Source organism: Amphritea sp. HPY, from assembly GCF_050870985.1.
Lineage (GTDB): Bacteria > Pseudomonadota > Gammaproteobacteria > Pseudomonadales > Balneatricaceae > Amphritea.
Genome location: NZ_CP194015.1, coordinates 2,142,922 through 2,161,040 on the forward strand (window position 1 = coordinate 2,142,922; position 18,119 = coordinate 2,161,040).

General features: G+C 51.0%; 11 protein-coding genes. 2 read left to right on the forward strand and 9 right to left on the reverse strand.

The annotated features are described in order from the left end of the window. Position 1 precedes the first annotated feature (1 nt). The 4 genes from ACQUQM_RS09735 to ACQUQM_RS09750 form a co-directional block, all read right to left on the reverse strand. The gene (locus ACQUQM_RS09735) at positions 2–1,189 is read right to left on the reverse strand and encodes an acyl-CoA dehydrogenase (protein ID WP_432474284.1); all 1,188 of its coding nucleotides are present in this window, start codon (positions 1,187–1,189) and stop codon (positions 2–4) included. A 125-nt stretch (positions 1,190–1,314) separates the two neighbouring features. After that, a complete protein-coding gene (locus ACQUQM_RS09740) occupies positions 1,315–2,136 on the reverse strand; it encodes a DUF1338 domain-containing protein (RefSeq protein ID WP_432474285.1) in 822 nt (273 codons plus the stop codon). A gap of 93 nt (positions 2,137–2,229) precedes the next feature. Beyond that, a complete protein-coding gene (locus tag ACQUQM_RS09745; protein ID WP_432474286.1) occupies positions 2,230–3,162 on the reverse strand; it encodes a LysR substrate-binding domain-containing protein in 933 nt (310 codons plus the stop codon). Between the two features lie 180 nt (positions 3,163–3,342). Next, complete coding sequence (locus tag ACQUQM_RS09750) at positions 3,343–5,124, reverse strand: TolC family outer membrane protein (RefSeq protein ID WP_432474287.1); 1,782 nt, start codon at positions 5,122–5,124, stop codon at positions 3,343–3,345. A 356-nt stretch (positions 5,125–5,480) separates the two neighbouring features. Here ACQUQM_RS09750 and ACQUQM_RS09755 point away from each other — a divergent pair, with 356 nt between their 5' ends. Further along, complete coding sequence (locus ACQUQM_RS09755) at positions 5,481–6,065, forward strand: transglutaminase-like cysteine peptidase (protein WP_432474288.1); 585 nt, start codon at positions 5,481–5,483, stop codon at positions 6,063–6,065. Between the two features lie 122 nt (positions 6,066–6,187). Here the strand turns inward: ACQUQM_RS09755 and ACQUQM_RS09760 are convergent, their stop codons facing one another. The 5 genes from ACQUQM_RS09760 to ACQUQM_RS09780 form a co-directional block, all read right to left on the reverse strand. After that, the gene (locus ACQUQM_RS09760; RefSeq protein ID WP_432474289.1) at positions 6,188–6,523 is read right to left on the reverse strand and encodes a hypothetical protein; all 336 of its coding nucleotides are present in this window, start codon (positions 6,521–6,523) and stop codon (positions 6,188–6,190) included. 37 nt (positions 6,524–6,560) lie between these two features. Beyond that, positions 6,561–10,424 (reverse strand): retention module-containing protein, encoded by a 3,864-nt coding sequence (locus tag ACQUQM_RS09765; protein ID WP_432474290.1) that lies wholly within the window; start codon positions 10,422–10,424, stop codon positions 6,561–6,563. A gap of 161 nt (positions 10,425–10,585) precedes the next feature. Continuing rightward, the gene (locus tag ACQUQM_RS09770) at positions 10,586–11,209 is read right to left on the reverse strand and encodes a response regulator transcription factor (RefSeq protein ID WP_432474816.1); all 624 of its coding nucleotides are present in this window, start codon (positions 11,207–11,209) and stop codon (positions 10,586–10,588) included. Positions 11,210–11,212: 3 nt separating this feature from the next. Then, positions 11,213–12,640: an HlyD family type I secretion periplasmic adaptor subunit gene (locus ACQUQM_RS09775; protein WP_432474291.1), complete on the reverse strand. Its 1,428-nt coding sequence runs from the start codon at positions 12,638–12,640 to the stop codon at positions 11,213–11,215. After that, positions 12,637–14,766 (reverse strand): type I secretion system permease/ATPase, encoded by a 2,130-nt coding sequence (locus tag ACQUQM_RS09780; protein ID WP_432474292.1) that lies wholly within the window; start codon positions 14,764–14,766, stop codon positions 12,637–12,639. The genes ACQUQM_RS09775 and ACQUQM_RS09780 overlap by 4 nt, the downstream gene beginning before the upstream one ends. Before the next feature lie 431 nt (positions 14,767–15,197). On the opposite strand from ACQUQM_RS09780, the gene ACQUQM_RS09785 reads away from it, so the two are divergent. Next, positions 15,198–18,047: an insulinase family protein gene (locus ACQUQM_RS09785; protein ID WP_432474293.1), complete on the forward strand. Its 2,850-nt coding sequence runs from the start codon at positions 15,198–15,200 to the stop codon at positions 18,045–18,047. Positions 18,048–18,119: the final 72 nt, after the last annotated feature.

Genomic DNA, 18,119 nt, shown 5'->3' on the forward strand with positions numbered 1-18,119 from the left:
TTCAACCGCTGAACGCCTGTATTCCGGTTTGCGCACGGCCCAGAATCAGGGCATGAATATCATGGGTTCCCTCATAGGTATTAACCGCCTCCAGATTCAGCATGTGACGAATGACATGGAACTCGTCGGAGATACCATTACCGCCATGCATATCCCGCGCCTGGCGGGCGATATCCAGAGCTTTACCACAGTTATTGCGTTTCATCAGGGAGATCAGCTCCACCGGGCAGTTATCTGCATCCATCAGGCGGCCCATCTGTAGGCAGCCCTGCAAACCCAGACTGATTTCGGTCTGCATATCGGCAAGCTTCTTCTGAATTAACTGATTAGCAGCCAGGGGGCGGCCAAACTGAATACGATCGAGAGTATATTGACGGGCAGCATGCCAGCAGAACTCTGCGGCACCCAGCGCGCCCCAGGATATACCGTAGCGGGCTTTATTCAGACAGCCGAACGGGCCTGCTAATCCCTTTGCTCCTGGCAGCAGGTTCTCTTCGGGAACGAACACGTCCTCCATGACGATCTCACCGGTAACCGATGCCCGTAGCGAAAACTTGCCTTCGATCTTAGGTGCACTCAGCCCCGGCATAGTTTTTTCCAGTATGAAGCCACGTATCACACCTTCCAGCCTGGCCCAGACTATAAATACGTCGGCCACCGGTGAATTGGTAATCCACATTTTTGCGCCTTTCAGCAGGTAGCCGCCATCTACCATGGTGGCGCGGGTCTTCATATTGTTGGGATCTGAACCTACATCCGGCTCGGTCAGGCCAAAGCAGCCGATCAACTCGCCGGTCGCCAGTTTCGGAAGGTATTTCATACGCTGTTCTTCGGTGCCATAGGTAAAGATCGGGTGCATAACCAGTGAAGACTGCACACTCATCGCCGAACGATAGCCGCTGTCGACACGCTCAACTTCCCGGGCCACCAGCCCGTAACAAACGTAATTAACCGCAGAACCACCGTATTGCTCTGGCAGAGTTGAGCCCAACAGCCCCAGCTCACCCAGCTCCTGCATGATGCCGGTATCAAAGGTCTCATTGCGATGCGCCTCGAGTACCCGTGGCTGCAGCTTATCCTGACAATAATCACGGGCCGCATCGCGGATCATCCGCTCCTCTTCAGTGAGTTGCGATTCCAGGCTGAACGGATCACTCCAGTTGAATTGTGTTTTTTTAATCTGGCTCATTATTATTACCCTGTTCCCCGCACCGGGGAGAAATAATCAATTGATTAAAAGCTCTTCTAAACAGTGTAGCTGCTGAACTTTTTACTCGGCTTCTTGCCCTGCTTCATGCCTTAAGAGATAAGCCTTCAAACTGCGCTGGTCGACTCAAAAATCTTGTCGGCGTTGGCCGCGACAAAGCCCTGATACAGTTCATTGCCTATATCTTCATGGCGCAGGGAAAATTCGTAGAAACAGGTTGGAATTTCGTGAACATCGCCGTCGGCAAAAGCCAGCGCCCGACGATCAGCCATGGTTGAGCCTTGCTCCAGCAAAGTTTCAGGAGAACCTTTGATCTCACCACCCACCGCATTAATGCTGAAACCGGCGTTTTTAACCCGCTGCAGTACTTCAGCCAATGAGTCTGTACTGCTCAGATGATTAACACTGACCGTGAAGTGGTTAACCCGGATACCGATTGCCAGCAACCAGGCACCGTATTCGGTTTCCATCATCAACGTCTGATAATCATCCCAGCTTGGCATATCCCAGTGACGGGCTGACCAGAACACTGAAAAATCAAGGGCCTGATCCAGTGGCTTATCTGAAGACGTGGCTTTGATCTGCCGGGTGTAGTGGGCAATAATTTCCTGGCTTTTACGGCTCAGCTGATTGGTCAGCAGCTCCGAACAGAAAACCTTAGGGATGCATGGATCAGGATGGATAAAGCTGTAGGCACGAAGCTTCTTCGCTTCGAACTGATAACCGTCCTGGCGTTCGTAGCCCAGGGTCAGCAGCAAAGGCTCGAGATTATCCAACTGCAGAGGCGTATCTGCGAAAGTACGGAAGGCTACGTGATCATTGACTACAACCCCGTCAGTGGCGGCAAACAGCTGTTTAATCTGCTCGGCCTGAGGCGTTATCTCGGTGTAATCGTGCCACAGTTGTGAAAAAAATTGTTCTACGTTCATGTCAGAGCCTGCACAGGTAATTGGGGAGTTGTTATACCCTCAGTGTGCAGTCTGGCTCTGAGACGAGCAAACCAAAAAACTTAGCGTCGAGACTCAGATAAACTTGGCCTTAGCGCGTGGATGCTGTTCCAGCCAACCATTCATCCAGCTGATAAACTCAGCCAGCAGTTGATCCTGTTCGGCCCCCTCCCGCACTACCAGCCAATAGCCCGGCATCAGTGCAGGATTAAGGTCACTGATCAGCCAGTCACCCAGCGGCGCAATCAATCGCCCATCTCGGCAACCTTCACGGGCTTCACCTTCAGAGACTAACGCTACCCCAAGCCCCTTAACGGTAGCCTCAATCTGTCCGGCCTGACTCTCCAGCGGTAGTACTTGCCGCTCAACCACCGTATCGACACCCAGGGTGTTTAAGACCTTACGCCACAGATCAACCGACAACTCAGTACACAACAGGCGGTGCTGCACCAGATGCTCAGGTTTACTCAGTGGTTTAGAGCCAGATAACAGGGACGGCGCGCAGACAAGTTGCTTATCGTCGGTCAACAGCAGCTGCTTACGGCTGAACGGCCAATCGCCAAAGCCCCACTGAATCACCAGATCCAGCCGTTGAGTCGCGAAATCAGGAAACTTAACCGATGTATTGACCACAACATCAATATCAGGATGCTGCTGTTCAAACTCTGCCAGCTGAGGCAACAGACAGTGCACCGCAAACCAGGGCGAAGCACTGATTCTTAATTGACGACGCTGCTGTCGCTGCTGCACATCCTTTATACCTTGTTCAATCAGGCCGATACCGCGCTGAACATAATCCAGTAACTGTTCGCCGGCGGCAGTCAGCACAATACCCGCTGGCAGACGCTGAAACAGTTGCAGCTCTAGCTGCTCTTCCAGTGTCTTTACCTGCAGGCTTACCGCCTGGGGCGTCACACAAAGCTCATCCGCCGCTTTCTTGAAGCTGCCATGGCGGGCAGCAACAACAAAGATATGCATGCTGCGCAGGGGGGGGACTCGACCGTTCACTCAGGCTCCTCATTTTCTCATCAGTGTTTATAAAAAAACTATCGGAACAGTATCTGACAGGCCGTCAGAATAGACAACACAGCCTGAGCGACAATCAAAAAAATACCCCAGCGGTGGCATTCAGCTGGGGTATTTGCATTAACGACATTATCTATGTCGCCAATTCTTTCCCTCTCTCTGTTACTTCGGCTTATCGATCACCATATCGACACGCCGGTTAAGGCGCCTTCCCTCGGAAGTCTTATTCTCAGCCATAGGTTGGCTTTCACCAAAACCGACAACGCTTAATCGATCCGGGGCAACGCCATGTTTCTCAGTTAAGCGCTGATGCACTGAATTAGCGCGTCGCTCTGACAGCCACTGGTTGTATTTCTCAGGACCGACCGAGTCGGTATGACCGGCAATCACTGCATTCATTTCAGGATTATCTTTAAGGTACTGCGCTGCATCGGCAATGTCCTTGTCGTATTTATTCACCAATACCGAAGAGTTAAAATTAAATTTTGCATCCATCCGGAATGCCAGCTTGTTTCCTCCGATATCACGGAACCTTGAATCCTCCAGCAGCTCGGCCATCAGGGCCTCTTTATCAAAACTCATCTGTGACGGCAGCTCTGGCGGACAGCGCCCCACTGCGGCCTCGGTATCACTTGCCGCAACCATAGCCTCGGCACCTTCTATGCCCGATACATCGTAAGCCGTAAGCAGCTGCCCCATAGCAGCCAGAGTGCGGGCCTGGGCCAGTTTCAGATTATGCTGCGTATTGACATAGGTACGACGTACTTCGAAATATTCGTTCTCCGTATCGAGCAGATCAAGCAAGCTACGCTGGCCAATATCAAACTGGTTACGGTAGGCCACCCTGGCTTTGGCTATCGCCGCCTGGTTACGATTCAGGTAACTTTCCTGCTCATTCAGGCTGTTAATATCGTTATAAGCGATCACTGTCTGCTGCCGGACATCACGACACACTTTCTCCCGTAGCTGATGCGCCACATCGATCCGCTTACTGAACTCACGCTGGCGGGCACTATCGGAACCGCCGTTGTACAGGTTATACGTCATAACCAGCTCAATGGCCTCCTCGTCTCGCTCGACATCAATGCCGTCGGTGAAATCCTCTCGCTCCTTTCTCAGGCGCAGATCAAAGCGCGGCGCCATAGGCGCATTTTTAGCCTGTCGAGCAGCCTGCGAAGCAAGGACATTTTCCACCGCAGCATTCAGCTCAGGATTAAAGGTATATGCCCGCTCCAGAGCCTCAGCGCGGGTACCTGGGATCAGGCTATCCGGCATCATAGGTACCGATAATGTTGGTGATGGCAATTCGCCTACTACACGCTGGAACCGGGCTGATACATCATGCAGGTTGGTAGCTTCGGTAAGCAGGTTAGCTTCAGCTAAAGCAAGTCGCGCACTGGCCTGCTCAAGGTCGACCTTACGACCGATACCCGCTTTAGTTCGTTTTTCAATATCATCATAAACGGTGCGGTGCTCGACATAGTTTTCTGTGGCAAGATCCACTAACTGTTGATAGCGCATCGTATCAAGATAGGCTCGGACCGTTTCCAGCGCGACCTCTTCTGAAGTATTCCGGAATTCATAAAAACGTACTTTCCTGATATGTCCGAGCCGGGCCACTTCATGTTTAGTGGCAAAGCCATCAAACAACATCTGCGTCAGGCTAAGCCTTGCGCTCCAGGGATCATAGGAGATGTCAGAAGAACCTGATACGTCCAGCCGCTCATGGCCGATCTGACCGGTCAGATCAACCCGGGGGTAGTAACCCCCTTCGCCGGCACGCTGCTCTTCTCCTGCGGCTTCAAAGGTATACCAGCTGGCCGTTACTTCCGGGTTCTGCACAACAGAGCGTGAAATTGCTTCATTTAAAGAACTTACAGGGTCGGACCAACAGGTAGGAGACGCCGCAAAGATCGTTGCGGCCAATAGGTAACGAAAATTCATTTGTTCCCCCGTCCATATTCTTCACATCCCTGTATTCCTCAATAAAATAACTTTGCGTTAATTTTTCACTTACGTTTTAAGGTAGACGACGAAATGACCGTAGTACAAAAAATAGACGACAAAACTGTAAATAAAAGTTAACATCGGCCGCTATTTATTTATCGCAGGCGACCATCGCTTCCTGGCGTACTGATTTTTCAGTACTTCACCGGGTCGGTAACCGTTCTAAATAGAAACCCAGGCGCTTTTCTATCAACGGACGTATCCAGATCATGATCCATAAGAAACATATTTTCGGACTCGTTTTCAGTTTGCTGCTCACGGGGATTTCAACCGTGTCACAGGCACAGCTGAATATGGAAAAACTACAGTCCCTGGCAGAACAACGCTACGGCGAGGTGGCCGCCGAAACTGTCAGCAACTGGCGCGCAATGCTGCGTCTGAGCTCGGGTTTAAGCGAGTCTGAAAAGCTGTTTAAGATCAACAACTTTTTTAATTTCCGCATCCGTTTTGATAGTGACGATCAGATCTGGCAACAAACCGATTACTGGGCCACTCCGCTGGAGACAATGGCCTATGCCCGGGGCGATTGTGAAGACCTGACTATCGCAAAATATGCATCACTTCGGTTGCTGGGCATTGCGCCTGAAAAGCTGAAACTCACCTACGTTAACGCCAACCGGGGCCTGCCCGACAACCCGGTTAACCAGCCTCATATGGTGTTGACCTATTACCCTGACGACAATAGTTCTCCGTTGGTACTGGATAATCTTGTTGAGGATATACGGCCGGTTTCTGAACGCTCAGACCTGCAGCCCGTGTTCAGTTTCAATGACCAGGGTTTCTGGGTCGCTGGCGTAAACAGAACCTCTGAACCCGCGTCCCGCCTGCCCCGGTGGGGCGATGTGTTAAGCCGGATGCAGTCCGAAGGGCTGTTATAACCAGCCTGAATCAGAAAGCTCAATCGCTGTCGCAAAAGTGCGACCTTAAGCCTGTTTTAAGTGTAAAACCACAGGACTTCCGGCTAACCAAAAGTCCGGCAGTTTATGCCCTGATTCCCAGATTAAATCAGCTTATCGTTATCATCATCAGGTAACAGATCCAGATGAGGTCTTATGATGTTACGTATTCGCTGACGCTCAAGTATCTTGCGCTGCGCCGCTTCAGGCAGATCGGTAAACTGAATCTGGCTCTGCTCCACTAACACCGTCACCACGTCTTCGATGACCCGGATAAACTCCATATCCGCCTGAGACAACGCCTTCAGGGCGTTCTCGACACTGCTTATGATAGCAGCCATGTCATCACCTGATATCCTGTGAAGGGTCTCAAAGCCCTCCAGATCAACGCCACTTACCGCTACAATACTGCCATCATCATCGCGCTTAACATAAGGCATTTGGTTCCCCCCAATCCTTGCTGTTATGCCATGTAGTCTAGTCCGTGATTAAATTACCGCTCTGCATCAGATTGTCAATTATGTCATTCTGAGTAGTTAAATCCCCCACCAGATCTACACCATTAAACTCTATCACCTGGTCCACTACATTCGTATCTAACTCACCGCCAGTGAAACCACCGGATGAACTGATATGCAGAACTGAATCGGTGCCATCGGAAGAGAAGTGCAGGAACTCGGTCAGATTGTCGTCTTCGCCTACCAGCAGCTCACTTAGATCCAGAATATCGCCATCACTGCCGGGTAAACCGTCATTAAAGTCGGTGATCAGATCCACGGCAGGGTCCCCTGCTGTGCCGCTATCATTCAGCTGCCAGACGAAGGTATCTGAACCAAAGCCACCGGTAAGGATATCGTCACCACCACCGCCGGTTAAGCTGTTGTCCTGTTCATTACCGCCCAGGGCATTATCAGATTCATCTCCGATAAGACTGAGCTGATTACCCATAATATCAATATCAATTGTATCGCCTGCACTGTCGAAGTCTGAGTCGGTCAGGGTAAATGGTGCACTCAGGCTAAAGTCCTGTGTCTCTGTCAGGTAGTCAACCGTGAGTTCACTTGGTACCAGTTTGTACTCCCCTTCAACCGCCTCGAACACTATGAAAGTGAACTCATCCAGGCCAAGATCTTGCGCAGAAATTTCAACTGTATCCTCATCAGACACAGTTACAGTGCGCGTAGTGCCACCATCCGGTAATGATTCATAGGTAAAGCCATCTTCACCAAGACTCTCTAACTCAGAAGGTTGTAAGCTGTAGACTGTGTACTGGAATGTAGCAGTCGAAGTGGGACCACCCGTTAGCTCTACCTTAATAGACATATTGGTGACGTTGTGATCAAAGCTCATAAACAGCTGATCCATTTCACCGGCATCGGAATCCACATCCTGGCCGGTGCCAACCCCCATGTTATTGGCGCTGGTATTCACCGTACTACGTGCATATTCACCCAGGTCGTCATCAAATTCATAGCCAAAGAACTCTGTCTGAATAGGGTCAGCTTCATCTCCCGCAAGTGATAAACGAAAGCTGTCGCTATTGCCCCCGGACAGGTTCTCCGCAATCAGAACATCAGTCGCTTCGGTCTGAATCGGCATGTACTGCTGGTAGGTATAAGTAGAAAGGTCTTCATTCAGTGTGATAGTGAAGACCATTGTGCCGTCTTCCAACATACCCGTTACAGTGCGGCTGGACTCATCCGCTGAGATATTCACCGGCTCATCATTAGCATAGATATTTACACTGGAAGTTACATCTCCCCAGTTAAAGGTTTGCGGTGTATCGGCTGACGGATCGCCATTCAATGCGCCTATAATTTGCCCAACGCCATTAAGCCCCATTCCGTCGGAAACCATAACCTCAGGAATATCATCTATCTGGGTAATTACCAGATCGGCTGGCTCCGATACGGAACCGTCCTGATCGGTAGCTGTTACCTGGAAAGATGCTGTTGTCTGGTTACTACCCAGTTCATGTGCAACAGGCTGCATAAGTGTGTAACTATAATCGATGCTACCACTGCCTGCGTCGTAACCGGTTATAACCAGTTCCTCATCTGCGTTACTGAACACCTCGAGGGGCGCTATTTCAGTCGCATTGAGCAGGTCAGCAACCAACAGGGTATACCCGGCTATTGTGACTGAAGCCAGGCCATCCGGCGCAGTAACAGTAAAGCTCCCGCTCGTTGTTGCACTGTTCTCACTATCAGGTAGCAGCCCCTCATCGTGGACAGTGCCGCCACTGCCTGTCATATCCAGGTGGACCAGTGAATCCACCTCTGGTGTATCCGCATCACGGCCTGACAGGTTCGGCTCGCCGTCGTCGGTCACCGTCAGGTCGATCGGTGACAGGTCACCTCCGCTGTTGACCTGATCTACTCCGGCCTGAGTCAGAGTAACCTCATTGTTATCTGTATCCAGCGCGTAGTAACCTTCACTGTTGGTACCTTCGGTGAAGGTGACGGTCAGGTTATCACCATCTTCATCGGCGGTGGTGTAGGTACCGGCGACAACTCCCTCGACATTGCTTGCATCATCCTCAACAAAGTCGTTAGCGGTAACATCGATGGTCGGAGCATCGTTGACTGTAGTCACTTCCGGCGTATCGTCATCCTGGCCGGTCAGGTTAGGGTCGCCATCATCGGTCACGGTCAGATCGATCGGTGGCAGGTCGCCGCCGCTGTTGACCTGATCTACACCGGCCTGGGTCAGGGTAACCTCATTGTTATCAGTATCCAGCGCGTAGTAGCCCTCGCTATTAGTGCCCTCGGAGAAGGTAACAGTCAGGTTATCGCCATCTTCATCAGCTGTGGTATAAGTACCCGCCACAGCGCCTTCATAGGTACTCTCGGGGTCATCTTCAACAAAATCGTTGGCGGTAACATCGATGTTCGGAGCGTCATTGACTGTAGTCACTTCCGGCGTATCGTCATCCTGGCCGGTCAGGTTAGGGTCGCCATCATCGGTTACGGTCAGATCGATCGGCGGCAGGTCGCCGCCGCTGTTGACCTGGACTACACCGGCCTCGGTCAGGGTGACCTGATCATTATCGGTATCCAGCGCATAGTAGCCTTCACTGTTGGTGCCCTCGGTGAAGGTAACGGTCAGGTTATCGCCATCTTCATCGACGGTGGTGTAGGTACCGGCGACAACTCCCTCGACATTGCCTTCATCATCCTCAATAAAGTCGTTAGCGGTAACATCGATGGTCGGAGCATCGTTGACTGTAGTCACTTCCGGCGTATCGTCATCCTGGCCGGTCAGGTTAGGGTCGCCATCATCGGTCACGGTCAGATCGATCGGTGGCAGGTCGCCGCCGCTGTTGACCTGATCTACACCGGCCTGGGTCAGGGTAACCTCATTGTTATCAGTATCCAGCGCGTAGTAGCCCTCGCTATTAGTGCCCTCGGAGAAGGTAACAGTCAGGTTATCGCCATCTTCATCAGCTGTGGTATAAGTACCCGCCACAGCGCCTTCATAGGTACTCTCGGGGTCATCTTCAACAAAATCGTTGGCGGTAACATCGATGTTCGGAGCGTCATTGACTGTAGTCACTTCCGGCGTATCGTCATCCTGGCCGGTCAGGTTAGGATCGCCATCATCGGTCACGGTCAGATCGATTGGAGGAAGTAACCCTCCGTTGTTGACATGCTCAAAACCGTCCTTGGTTAGAATTACCTGATTATTTTCGGTATCCAGCGCATAGTAACCTTCACTATTGGTGCCCTCGGTGAAGGTCACGGTCAGATTATCGCCATCCTCGTCATGGGTGCTATAGGTGCCCGCCACGGCCCCTTCAAAAGTACCTTCGTCATCCTCTACAAAATCATTGGCGATAACATTGATAGCGGGGGCTTCGTTCTCTGACTGATCCAGCAGATCAGGCGATAAGAGATCATCATCTGCAGCAGCCAGAGCATCACCGGGGAAAGCATTAGGAGTAATCTCTTCAACAATGCGGGTCAGGCGGATGAAGTCATGACCTTCATCTGCGGCAGCACCTGCTGCCGGTGGTGGCAATACTGCGGTCGGATCTCCCCCGCTTTCCAGAGCCTCCAGCACTGCGGCAACGGACTCATCGGTAATCGCATCGTCCTGTGCGGCAGGTTGCCCATCAGCAAGCATCTCTTGCGATAACGTCACCTCAACAGGCTGATCCAGAGTCATCGGGCTGCCATCAGCCATCATGAGCTTAACTGAACCACCATTTGACGGGATCACGACATCACCTTCATACAGTCGATCACCGGCTTTTAGCTGATGTAACAGCCCTTCGCTGTCACGGACAAAAACCTCTCCGATGACGGAAGATACAGTTGCAATAAGATTATGTGTTGCCATGATTCGCCCCTCAACTTAGCAGATCTTTAAGTTAAGGGTAGCGATTAGAAGAACCTTGCAAGTTGTACCTCAGGTACAATATGAACAATTTTCACATCCCTGCAGTCACATCCCTACAGTCACATCCCTACAGTCATAGTTCTGCAGTTATGCTGGCGCAGTCATGCAGGAACGGCCTCTTTCTCATTCAGCATTAAGACTAATTGAATACGATCCCTGGCACCTGACTTTGAAAAGATTGAAGACATATGCGCCTTCACCGTGCGTTCAGTAATACCCAGTGAACCGGCGATTTCATTATTTGACTCGCCTTTGCCTACCAGTTGCGCCACCATCTGCTCCCTTTCAGTCAGGCTATTGTAAAAACGAGCCTTATTACATACGGTCTGGTCTGACATATGCTTCGAGCTGATACTGAGCACTTTCTCGATAAATTTTGCGCCGACCCAGTAACCGCCATGCTCGACAACCAGTGCAATCTCTTGCAGCTGTTGCGGTGCCGCGAGAACATGACAATAACCTGATCCCCCGGCGCCGAAGACCCGCATCGCCTCATCATCATTTGGCACATTGGAAAGAACTATAAAGGGCGTTCGGAGCTGCTTCGCTGTAACTAACCAGGCTGCTCTCTCTGTCGCACCGATAGCGGTAAAATCAAGCCAGATAACACCGCTTCCCTTTAATACCGCAGCCACCTCGGCCGGATTCCTGACGGTTACGGCATCAGGAAACGCCTCGTGCCAACGTACCGGAGAAAGCGGTTTTTTACTGACAAATATATGCATCACTCAACGCTCCGATAAAGCATACTGCTTCGCTCTGAGGACGGGTTTAAGCAGATAGCTTAAAATGCTTTTTTTCCCGGTCAGAATATCCACTTCAGCCACCATACCTGGAATAATTGGTTTACCTGTTCCCAGATCAGACTGATAGGTACGTACCCTGACGATATAAAATGGCACTCCGTTTTCATCAATAATCGAATCTGCACTGATATGCTCTACACTGGCTTTAAGCCCGCCATATACGATGAAGTCATAGGCTGTAAATTTGACTAATGCTTCCTGGCCTGACCGCAGAAAAGCGATATCTCTGGGACTTACTTTTGCTTCCAGCAACAGCGCATCATCGATCGGTACAACCTCAACAACTTCCCGCCCAGGCATGACAACGCCCCCGATCGTGTTATAGAACAAACGTTTAACAGTGCCACGTACCGGCGATCGCACAGCGGTCTGCTCAACCCGATCTGACAATCCCCGATTCCCCTCTACCAGCGTATTAATCCGGGCCGTAGTACCGGATAGTTGCTCACGAATAGTGTTCTTAAACTCCAGTTCAACCTCTTTCAGCCTGCCGGTCGCTTCGGCGATCGATGCATTAATACGCTGAATCTTAGCTTGTACTTGCGCTCGCTCTCCTCTGAGCCGGGATACCTCCCGTTTCAGGCGCAACAGATCTATCTCAGATACCGCTCCTGATTCCAGCAACGGTTCGCTGACACTCAGTTCTTTAGCAGCAAAACTGTAACTTCGGCTTAACTGCGACTTATAGGCATTTGCCTCAGCTAATTCCTGCTCTCGCTGATCAAGTTGCTTTTCAGCGATATTTCTGGCTGCATTAAGCTCTGCCAGGCTTGAGTGGTAATGCGTCATCTCCTGCTTAACCACTTCAGGCACCGACTCCTTCAACTCCGTACCCGGAGCAAACGGAGTTTCTTCAGCGACAGCCCTGAGTCGCTCAGCTTTTACCTGAAGCGATAACAGCTCGGCACGGCTTTCACGAAACGACGCGACAGAACGTGTGGCATCCAGTTTGACTAACAACTGCCCGGGTTCTACAGAATCACCCTCTTGCACCGCCAGCTCGGTAACCACACCGCCATCCTGGGACTGAATCACCTGAATCTGACGGGAAGGGATCACCTTACCCTGACCACGGGTAACCTCATCGATATCAGCATATGCCGCCCACACAATCAGCATGATAAAAACAGTGATTATCGTATACAGGAGTTTGCGGGTCTTTACCGGGTTCTGCTCCAGCATTGCCCGATCAGCATCTTCCAGCCAGTTCAGATTTTCTGGCTCATCCACAGGAATCCAGTGCTCAAAGGCCCGGTCTAACAAGCGCCTGCCAGACGAAAGCTGTTCTGGTTGCTGATCCGTTAGCCGACCACCGGATTGACTACTGGATTGACTACGGGATTCACTCATAGAGCCCTCCCGATACGACCTTTGCGCAGCGCCTCTACTACTTGCTCCCGTGGGCCATCGGCAACAATCTTACCCTGGTCAATCACAATTATTCTGTCGACTAACTGCAACAGGGAAGTTTGATGGGTAATCAACAACAGGCTTTTACCTACACTGAATTCACCCAGGTGAGCCCTGATGGCAGATTCTGAAGAGTGATCCATCGACCCCGTAACCTCATCCAGTAACAATATCGGTGGGTCATGAATGACGGCACGGGCCAGCGCAACCGCTTTGCGCTGACCCCCGGAAAGAAACTGCCCCCGCTCCCCTACATTCATATCGAATCCCTGAGGGTGGGCATTAACAAATTCGCTGAGTTCAGCAAGCTGTGTCGCCCGTTCGATCGTTTCTTCGTCTGCCAGGGGATCAGCAAGGGTCAGGTTTTCACGCAAGGTGCCATAGAACAGATTGACATCCTGGGGCACATAACCGATCTGTCGCCTGAGCTCTGCCGGATCCAACTGCCTGACGTCGATGCCATCCACCAGCACACTGCCATCCTGTGGCTGATAGAGACCGACAAGCAAGCGTTGCAAGGTTGTTTTGCCAGAGCCAACCCGACCTAATATCGCGATATGCTCGCCCGGTTTAAGATGAAAAGAAACGCCTCTCAGGGCGGATACATCGGTGCCGGGATAATTAAAGCAGACATTCTTAAATTCAATCTCGCCTTGCAGTGCTCCTCTGGAAAAAAATGTCTGATCTGCAGGCCGCTCGACCGCTTGCGCCATAATCTCATTCAGCGCCGTGAGCGCGGCTTTGGCATTATGAAACTGGGTCAATAATGCAGCGGTCTGTCCCAGCGGAGCCATAGCGCGATTGGAAAGCATCGTCGCGGCTATCAATCCGCCGAGGCTCAGCTCACCGGCTGAGATCAGGTAGACACCGGTAATAATGATACTGACAGTGACCAGCTGCTGCGCCCAGAGCGCAACATTGATATTAGTTGTAGCCAGCAACCGCAGCTGCACCCCAACACGGTCCAGATATGACGCTGCTTTTTCCCAACGCCGCTGCATCATCCCTTCTGCCGTCATCGTCTTTAAGGTATCAAGCCCGACCAGACTCTCAATCAGAATAGAGTTGCGCATCGAGTTCGCCCGATACATGCTTTCAGTCAGCGTCTTCATCTTACCTTGCGTGGTCAGGGCGTAGAGTACTACGACAACGATTCCGACCACCAGTGGCAACATCATCCAGCCGGCGATCCACCCCAGTACCAGCAAAAAAATCAGCGTAAACGGCAGATCAATCAATGCCGTGAGCGAGGCAGATGTAATAAAGTCCCGTACGGTTTCGAACGAACGCAGGTTGGCGGCAAAAGCCCCCACCGACAATGGCCGCTGTTCCATCTTCAGGCCCAGCACCTGCTCCATAATTCGGGCAGAAAGCAGGATATCAACCCGCTTACCGGCAAGGTCCAGAAAGTATCCCCGCATCGTTCGCAGCAGCAAGTCAGCAAGCAGCACAATCGCCATGCCGATGGCCAGTATCCATAACGTTTCAAATGCATGATTGGGAACAACCCGGTCATACACATTCATGGTGAACAACGGCAATGCGAGAGCAAAAATATTTATAAAAAATGCCGCTAACAGCACATCCCGGTACAACGACAGATTTTCACGCATCGCCCCCCAGAACCAATGACTTTTTTTCTGCCGGGTGATCTCAGGGGTGCGCGAGTCGAAAAAAACACGGGGTCGCGCATAAATTACTGCACCACTATACTTTTTTTGCAGCTGCTCCGCGGGGGTATCCTCTACGCATTCTGGGAATTCCGGATAGATGATTTGTGCTGACTCGTTATTCCTGCCCCAGGACATCAGCACGCATGCTTCATTGTCGTCCAACAATAAAACGGCAGGTAACGCTCGATTTTTAAGTGTGCTTAATGGCTTACTCAGTACTTTACTGACAAACCCTGCTCGCGCCGCTGCGCGCCCAAACAGAGAGGGTGTGAGATGCTCCTGCTCAAGTGGTAAGCCCGACATCAAAGAATCACGGTTCAGACTATTACCGTGAAAAGAACTCAGGACGAGTAAGCACTCAAGCAGAGGATCAATATCCGTCTTGGCATCCATGATTACTCCTGCTTCACATAGCCCCTCCCTGAGCTAACTGTATCGTCACCTTTACAATCTAGTCGAAATTAGACAAAAAAGACTCGTTCAGCATGGTTTTTTACAAATACCTCCCGAATTACTGACGGCATAAAGCATCGAAACTAGAATACCCATTTTTCAGCAAGCTGAACCGCTGATCATCCTGAGTAAGCTGTCATCGACAAAGAAGGCAATACAGGCATATAAAACTCGCACGCAGAACAGGGCATGCTCAACGGCTATAGCCGAAATCGCATCAGGTATTAGACAGACATCTAAAGCTTTCATACACTAAAGAATGCGCCTGTTAATATGACCGATCACAAGATCCATGATAGCCCGAAAATTCAAGGAGGAGGCTCGCTCTTTCCTGGTTCTCCGGCAACCTTTCACTGGTGAGGGGAAATATCATGAAATTCAATAAATTTACCCGTTATAGTTTGAAAGCACTTAGCTTTACCGCGCTGGTGTTTATGGGGAAAGCGGCCTACGCAGGGGTGCATAAAAGCCCTAACGACCACCGCGAGCATCTGTCCTTCAAACTTGGTAATGGCCTGTCTGTGCTGCTTATCTCAGACCCTGGCGCCGATAAGGCGGCCGCCGCGATGAATATCGCAGTGGGTTCCAATGCCGACCCGGAAACACGCCCAGGGCTAGCCCACTTTCTGGAACATATGCTATTCCTCGGTACTGAAAAATACCCTGAAGCAGGCGCTTACAAAGCGTTTATCCAGTCCCACGGTGGGCACCTGAACGCCTATACCGGTCATGAGAATACCAACTACTTCTTTGATGTCTCTGCCGATAGTCTTGAGTCGTCGCTGGATCGTTTCGCCCAGTTTTTCATCGCCCCACTGTTGGATGAGAAATATGTCGACCGTGAGCGCCACGCAGTTCATTCTGAATATCAGTCGAAGATTCGTGATGATTATCGTCGCTCCGCCTCAGTCACCAAGCAGGTCATGAATCCAGCCAACAGCTACAGCCACTTTACCGTCGGTTCATTAAAAACCTTAGCCGGTGACGTGCGCTCCGATCTGGTTAACTTTTACGATAACTATTACTCATCCAACATGATGTCACTGGTTATTGAAGGTAAAGAGTCTCTGCCTGAACTCAAAGCGATGGTCGAAAAAATGTTTAGTGCCATTCCTAATAAGCACACTCAGCCGATCGAAGCCGAAGCGCCATTGTTTGATACTGACAGCCTGCCCGCCCGTCTCAGTATTAAAACCCTTAAAGACAGTAACAGCCTCACCCTGACGTTCCCGGTCGACAGCGTGCGCGAGCAGTGGCACAGCAAACCGCTGCATTATATTTCCGAGCTGGTCGGCTATGAGGGCCAGGGTAGCTTATTGGCGTATCTGAAAGAACAGGGTCTTGCTAACGGCTTATCCTCTGCGACGGCTGTCGACCTGCAAGAACAAGCCGCGTTCAAAGTAAAAATCGACCTCACAGAACGGGGACAACAGCAACAGAGCGAGGTAGTCGAAAGCTTCTTTTCGTACATTAACAAAATGAAAGAAGACGGGGTTAAATCTGCACTATACGATGAACAACGCCGCCTCAAAGATACTCAGTTCCGCTTTGCCGAAACCATGAACCCGATGAAGGAAGTAAGCCACCTGGCGGCGATGATGCAGCGCTACCCAACAGAGAATGTATTCGATGCACCTTATGTGATGGACTCATTTAACAACGAACAGATACAGGCATTTCTGGATCAGATAGCACCCGGCAACATGCTGATCACCGAACAGTCATCGGATCTCAGTACCGATAAGATCGACCCCTGGTATAACACCGGCTATCGCATCGCTAAGCTAACCGAAGAAGAACTGTCCGGCTGGCAGCACCCCCGTGAGATCGCGGCCCTGGATATTCGTGGTAACAACCCATTCATTGCAGAAGACCTTAGCCTGAAAGAGCCAACTGACCTGGAAGTAGGTGATGCACCTGAAGTCGTGTTTCAGCGTGATGGCATGCGTCTGTGGCACCTGCAGGATACCGAATTCAATTCCCCCAAAACCGATACTTATTTTTCAATCGCCAGCCCGGTCGCTAACGACTGTGTAGAAAGCGCCATCATGATGACCTTATATGCCCAGCTGATTAACGACCGGCTCAATGAGGTTCTCTATGACGCACAACTGGCAGGCATGAACACCCGCATCTATGGCCATATGCGAGGTTTCAGCGTGCGCATATCAGGTTATACCGATAAGCAGCAGGCTTTGTTACAAAAGATCACGTCAGAACTTAAAAACCTTAACTTCGATGCTGAACGCTTCGCCATGATCAAGACTAAGTACCGGGAACAGCTCGCTAACAGCAACAAAGACAAACCCTACAATCAGACCACCCGCGAAATATTCCGGCTGCTGCTGCCGCAATGGAGCAGCGATGAAAAAGTTGCCGCACTGGATGCCACTCAATTATCAGATATTCAGCGTTTCGTCCCCCGCATATTTGCCGAAAACACTATCAGGATGATGACCCATGGCAACCTGACCACCGATGAAGCGATCAATCTGGCCAGGGTTGTCGAACATAGCTTTGTCCCCGATCAGGAGACGACACCGGAAGTTGCCGCGCCGGTGGTCAGGCTTGAAGAGAATACCCCGCTGGTACAAACCTTAGACATTAAGCATAACGATTCTGCGATCAGCCTGTATTTCCAGGGCCAGGATACCGACGTACAAACACACGCCGAATTCAGGCTGCTCAGTGAGATCGTAGCCTCGCCTTTCTACACGCAGCTGCGTACTGAAAAGCAGCTCGGCTATATTGTTTTTCAAACGCCGCTGACCCTGGGTAAGGCACCGGGGCTCGCATTCGTGGTGCAAAGTCCGGTCGCAGAACCGCAGGCTCTGGAATCCCATATTCAGGATTTTGTAGCCGACCTTGGCGGCACCCTCGATACACTGAACCCACAACAGCTGGAACGCTTTAAAGAGAGCCTGATCGCAAAAGTTATGAAGAAAGATAAGGGACTGACTGCCCGCTCAAACCGTTTCTGGAAAGATATTGATGAAGAAGCGCTGGAGTTCGACAGCCATCAGGCACTGGCCAATGCTGTCGCCGACCTGTCACTTCAGGATCTTATAGACTGTTACGAAATAATGACCGCACGACAACTGGTGGTACGCAGCTTTGGCCAGAAGCATAAAGAGGCCAACGGCAATAAAACCGCACCGGAAAAACGTTGCGATACCGAGATATCTCAACTGAAGCGCGAGGGTAACTATTTCGAGGTATAACAGTATTAATGCTCAACACTTTTGCTCCAATTCAAGCGGATAAGCGAGTACTATGGGCTGTCTTTAACCGGT

Excerpts from the sequence above, each read along its gene's own strand:
- ACQUQM_RS09755 (WP_432474288.1), top strand. The coding sequence starts at position 5,481 with ATGGAAAAACTACAGTCCCTGGCAGAACAACGCTACGGCGAGGTGGCC.
- ACQUQM_RS09750 (WP_432474287.1), bottom strand. The coding sequence starts at position 5,124 with ATGAATTTTCGTTACCTATTGGCCGCAACGATCTTTGCGGCGTCTCCT.
- ACQUQM_RS09735 (WP_432474284.1), bottom strand. The coding sequence starts at position 1,189 with ATGAGCCAGATTAAAAAAACACAATTCAACTGGAGTGATCCGTTCAGC.
- ACQUQM_RS09785 (WP_432474293.1), top strand. The coding sequence starts at position 15,198 with ATGAAATTCAATAAATTTACCCGTTATAGTTTGAAAGCACTTAGCTTT.
- ACQUQM_RS09770 (WP_432474816.1), bottom strand. The coding sequence starts at position 11,209 with ATGCATATATTTGTCAGTAAAAAACCGCTTTCTCCGGTACGTTGGCAC.
- ACQUQM_RS09760 (WP_432474289.1), bottom strand. The coding sequence starts at position 6,523 with ATGCCTTATGTTAAGCGCGATGATGATGGCAGTATTGTAGCGGTAAGT.
- ACQUQM_RS09740 (WP_432474285.1), bottom strand. The coding sequence starts at position 2,136 with ATGAACGTAGAACAATTTTTTTCACAACTGTGGCACGATTACACCGAG.
- ACQUQM_RS09765 (WP_432474290.1), bottom strand. The coding sequence starts at position 10,424 with ATGGCAACACATAATCTTATTGCAACTGTATCTTCCGTCATCGGAGAG.
- ACQUQM_RS09775 (WP_432474291.1), bottom strand. The coding sequence starts at position 12,640 with ATGAGTGAATCCCGTAGTCAATCCAGTAGTCAATCCGGTGGTCGGCTA.
- ACQUQM_RS09780 (WP_432474292.1), bottom strand. The coding sequence starts at position 14,766 with ATGGATGCCAAGACGGATATTGATCCTCTGCTTGAGTGCTTACTCGTC.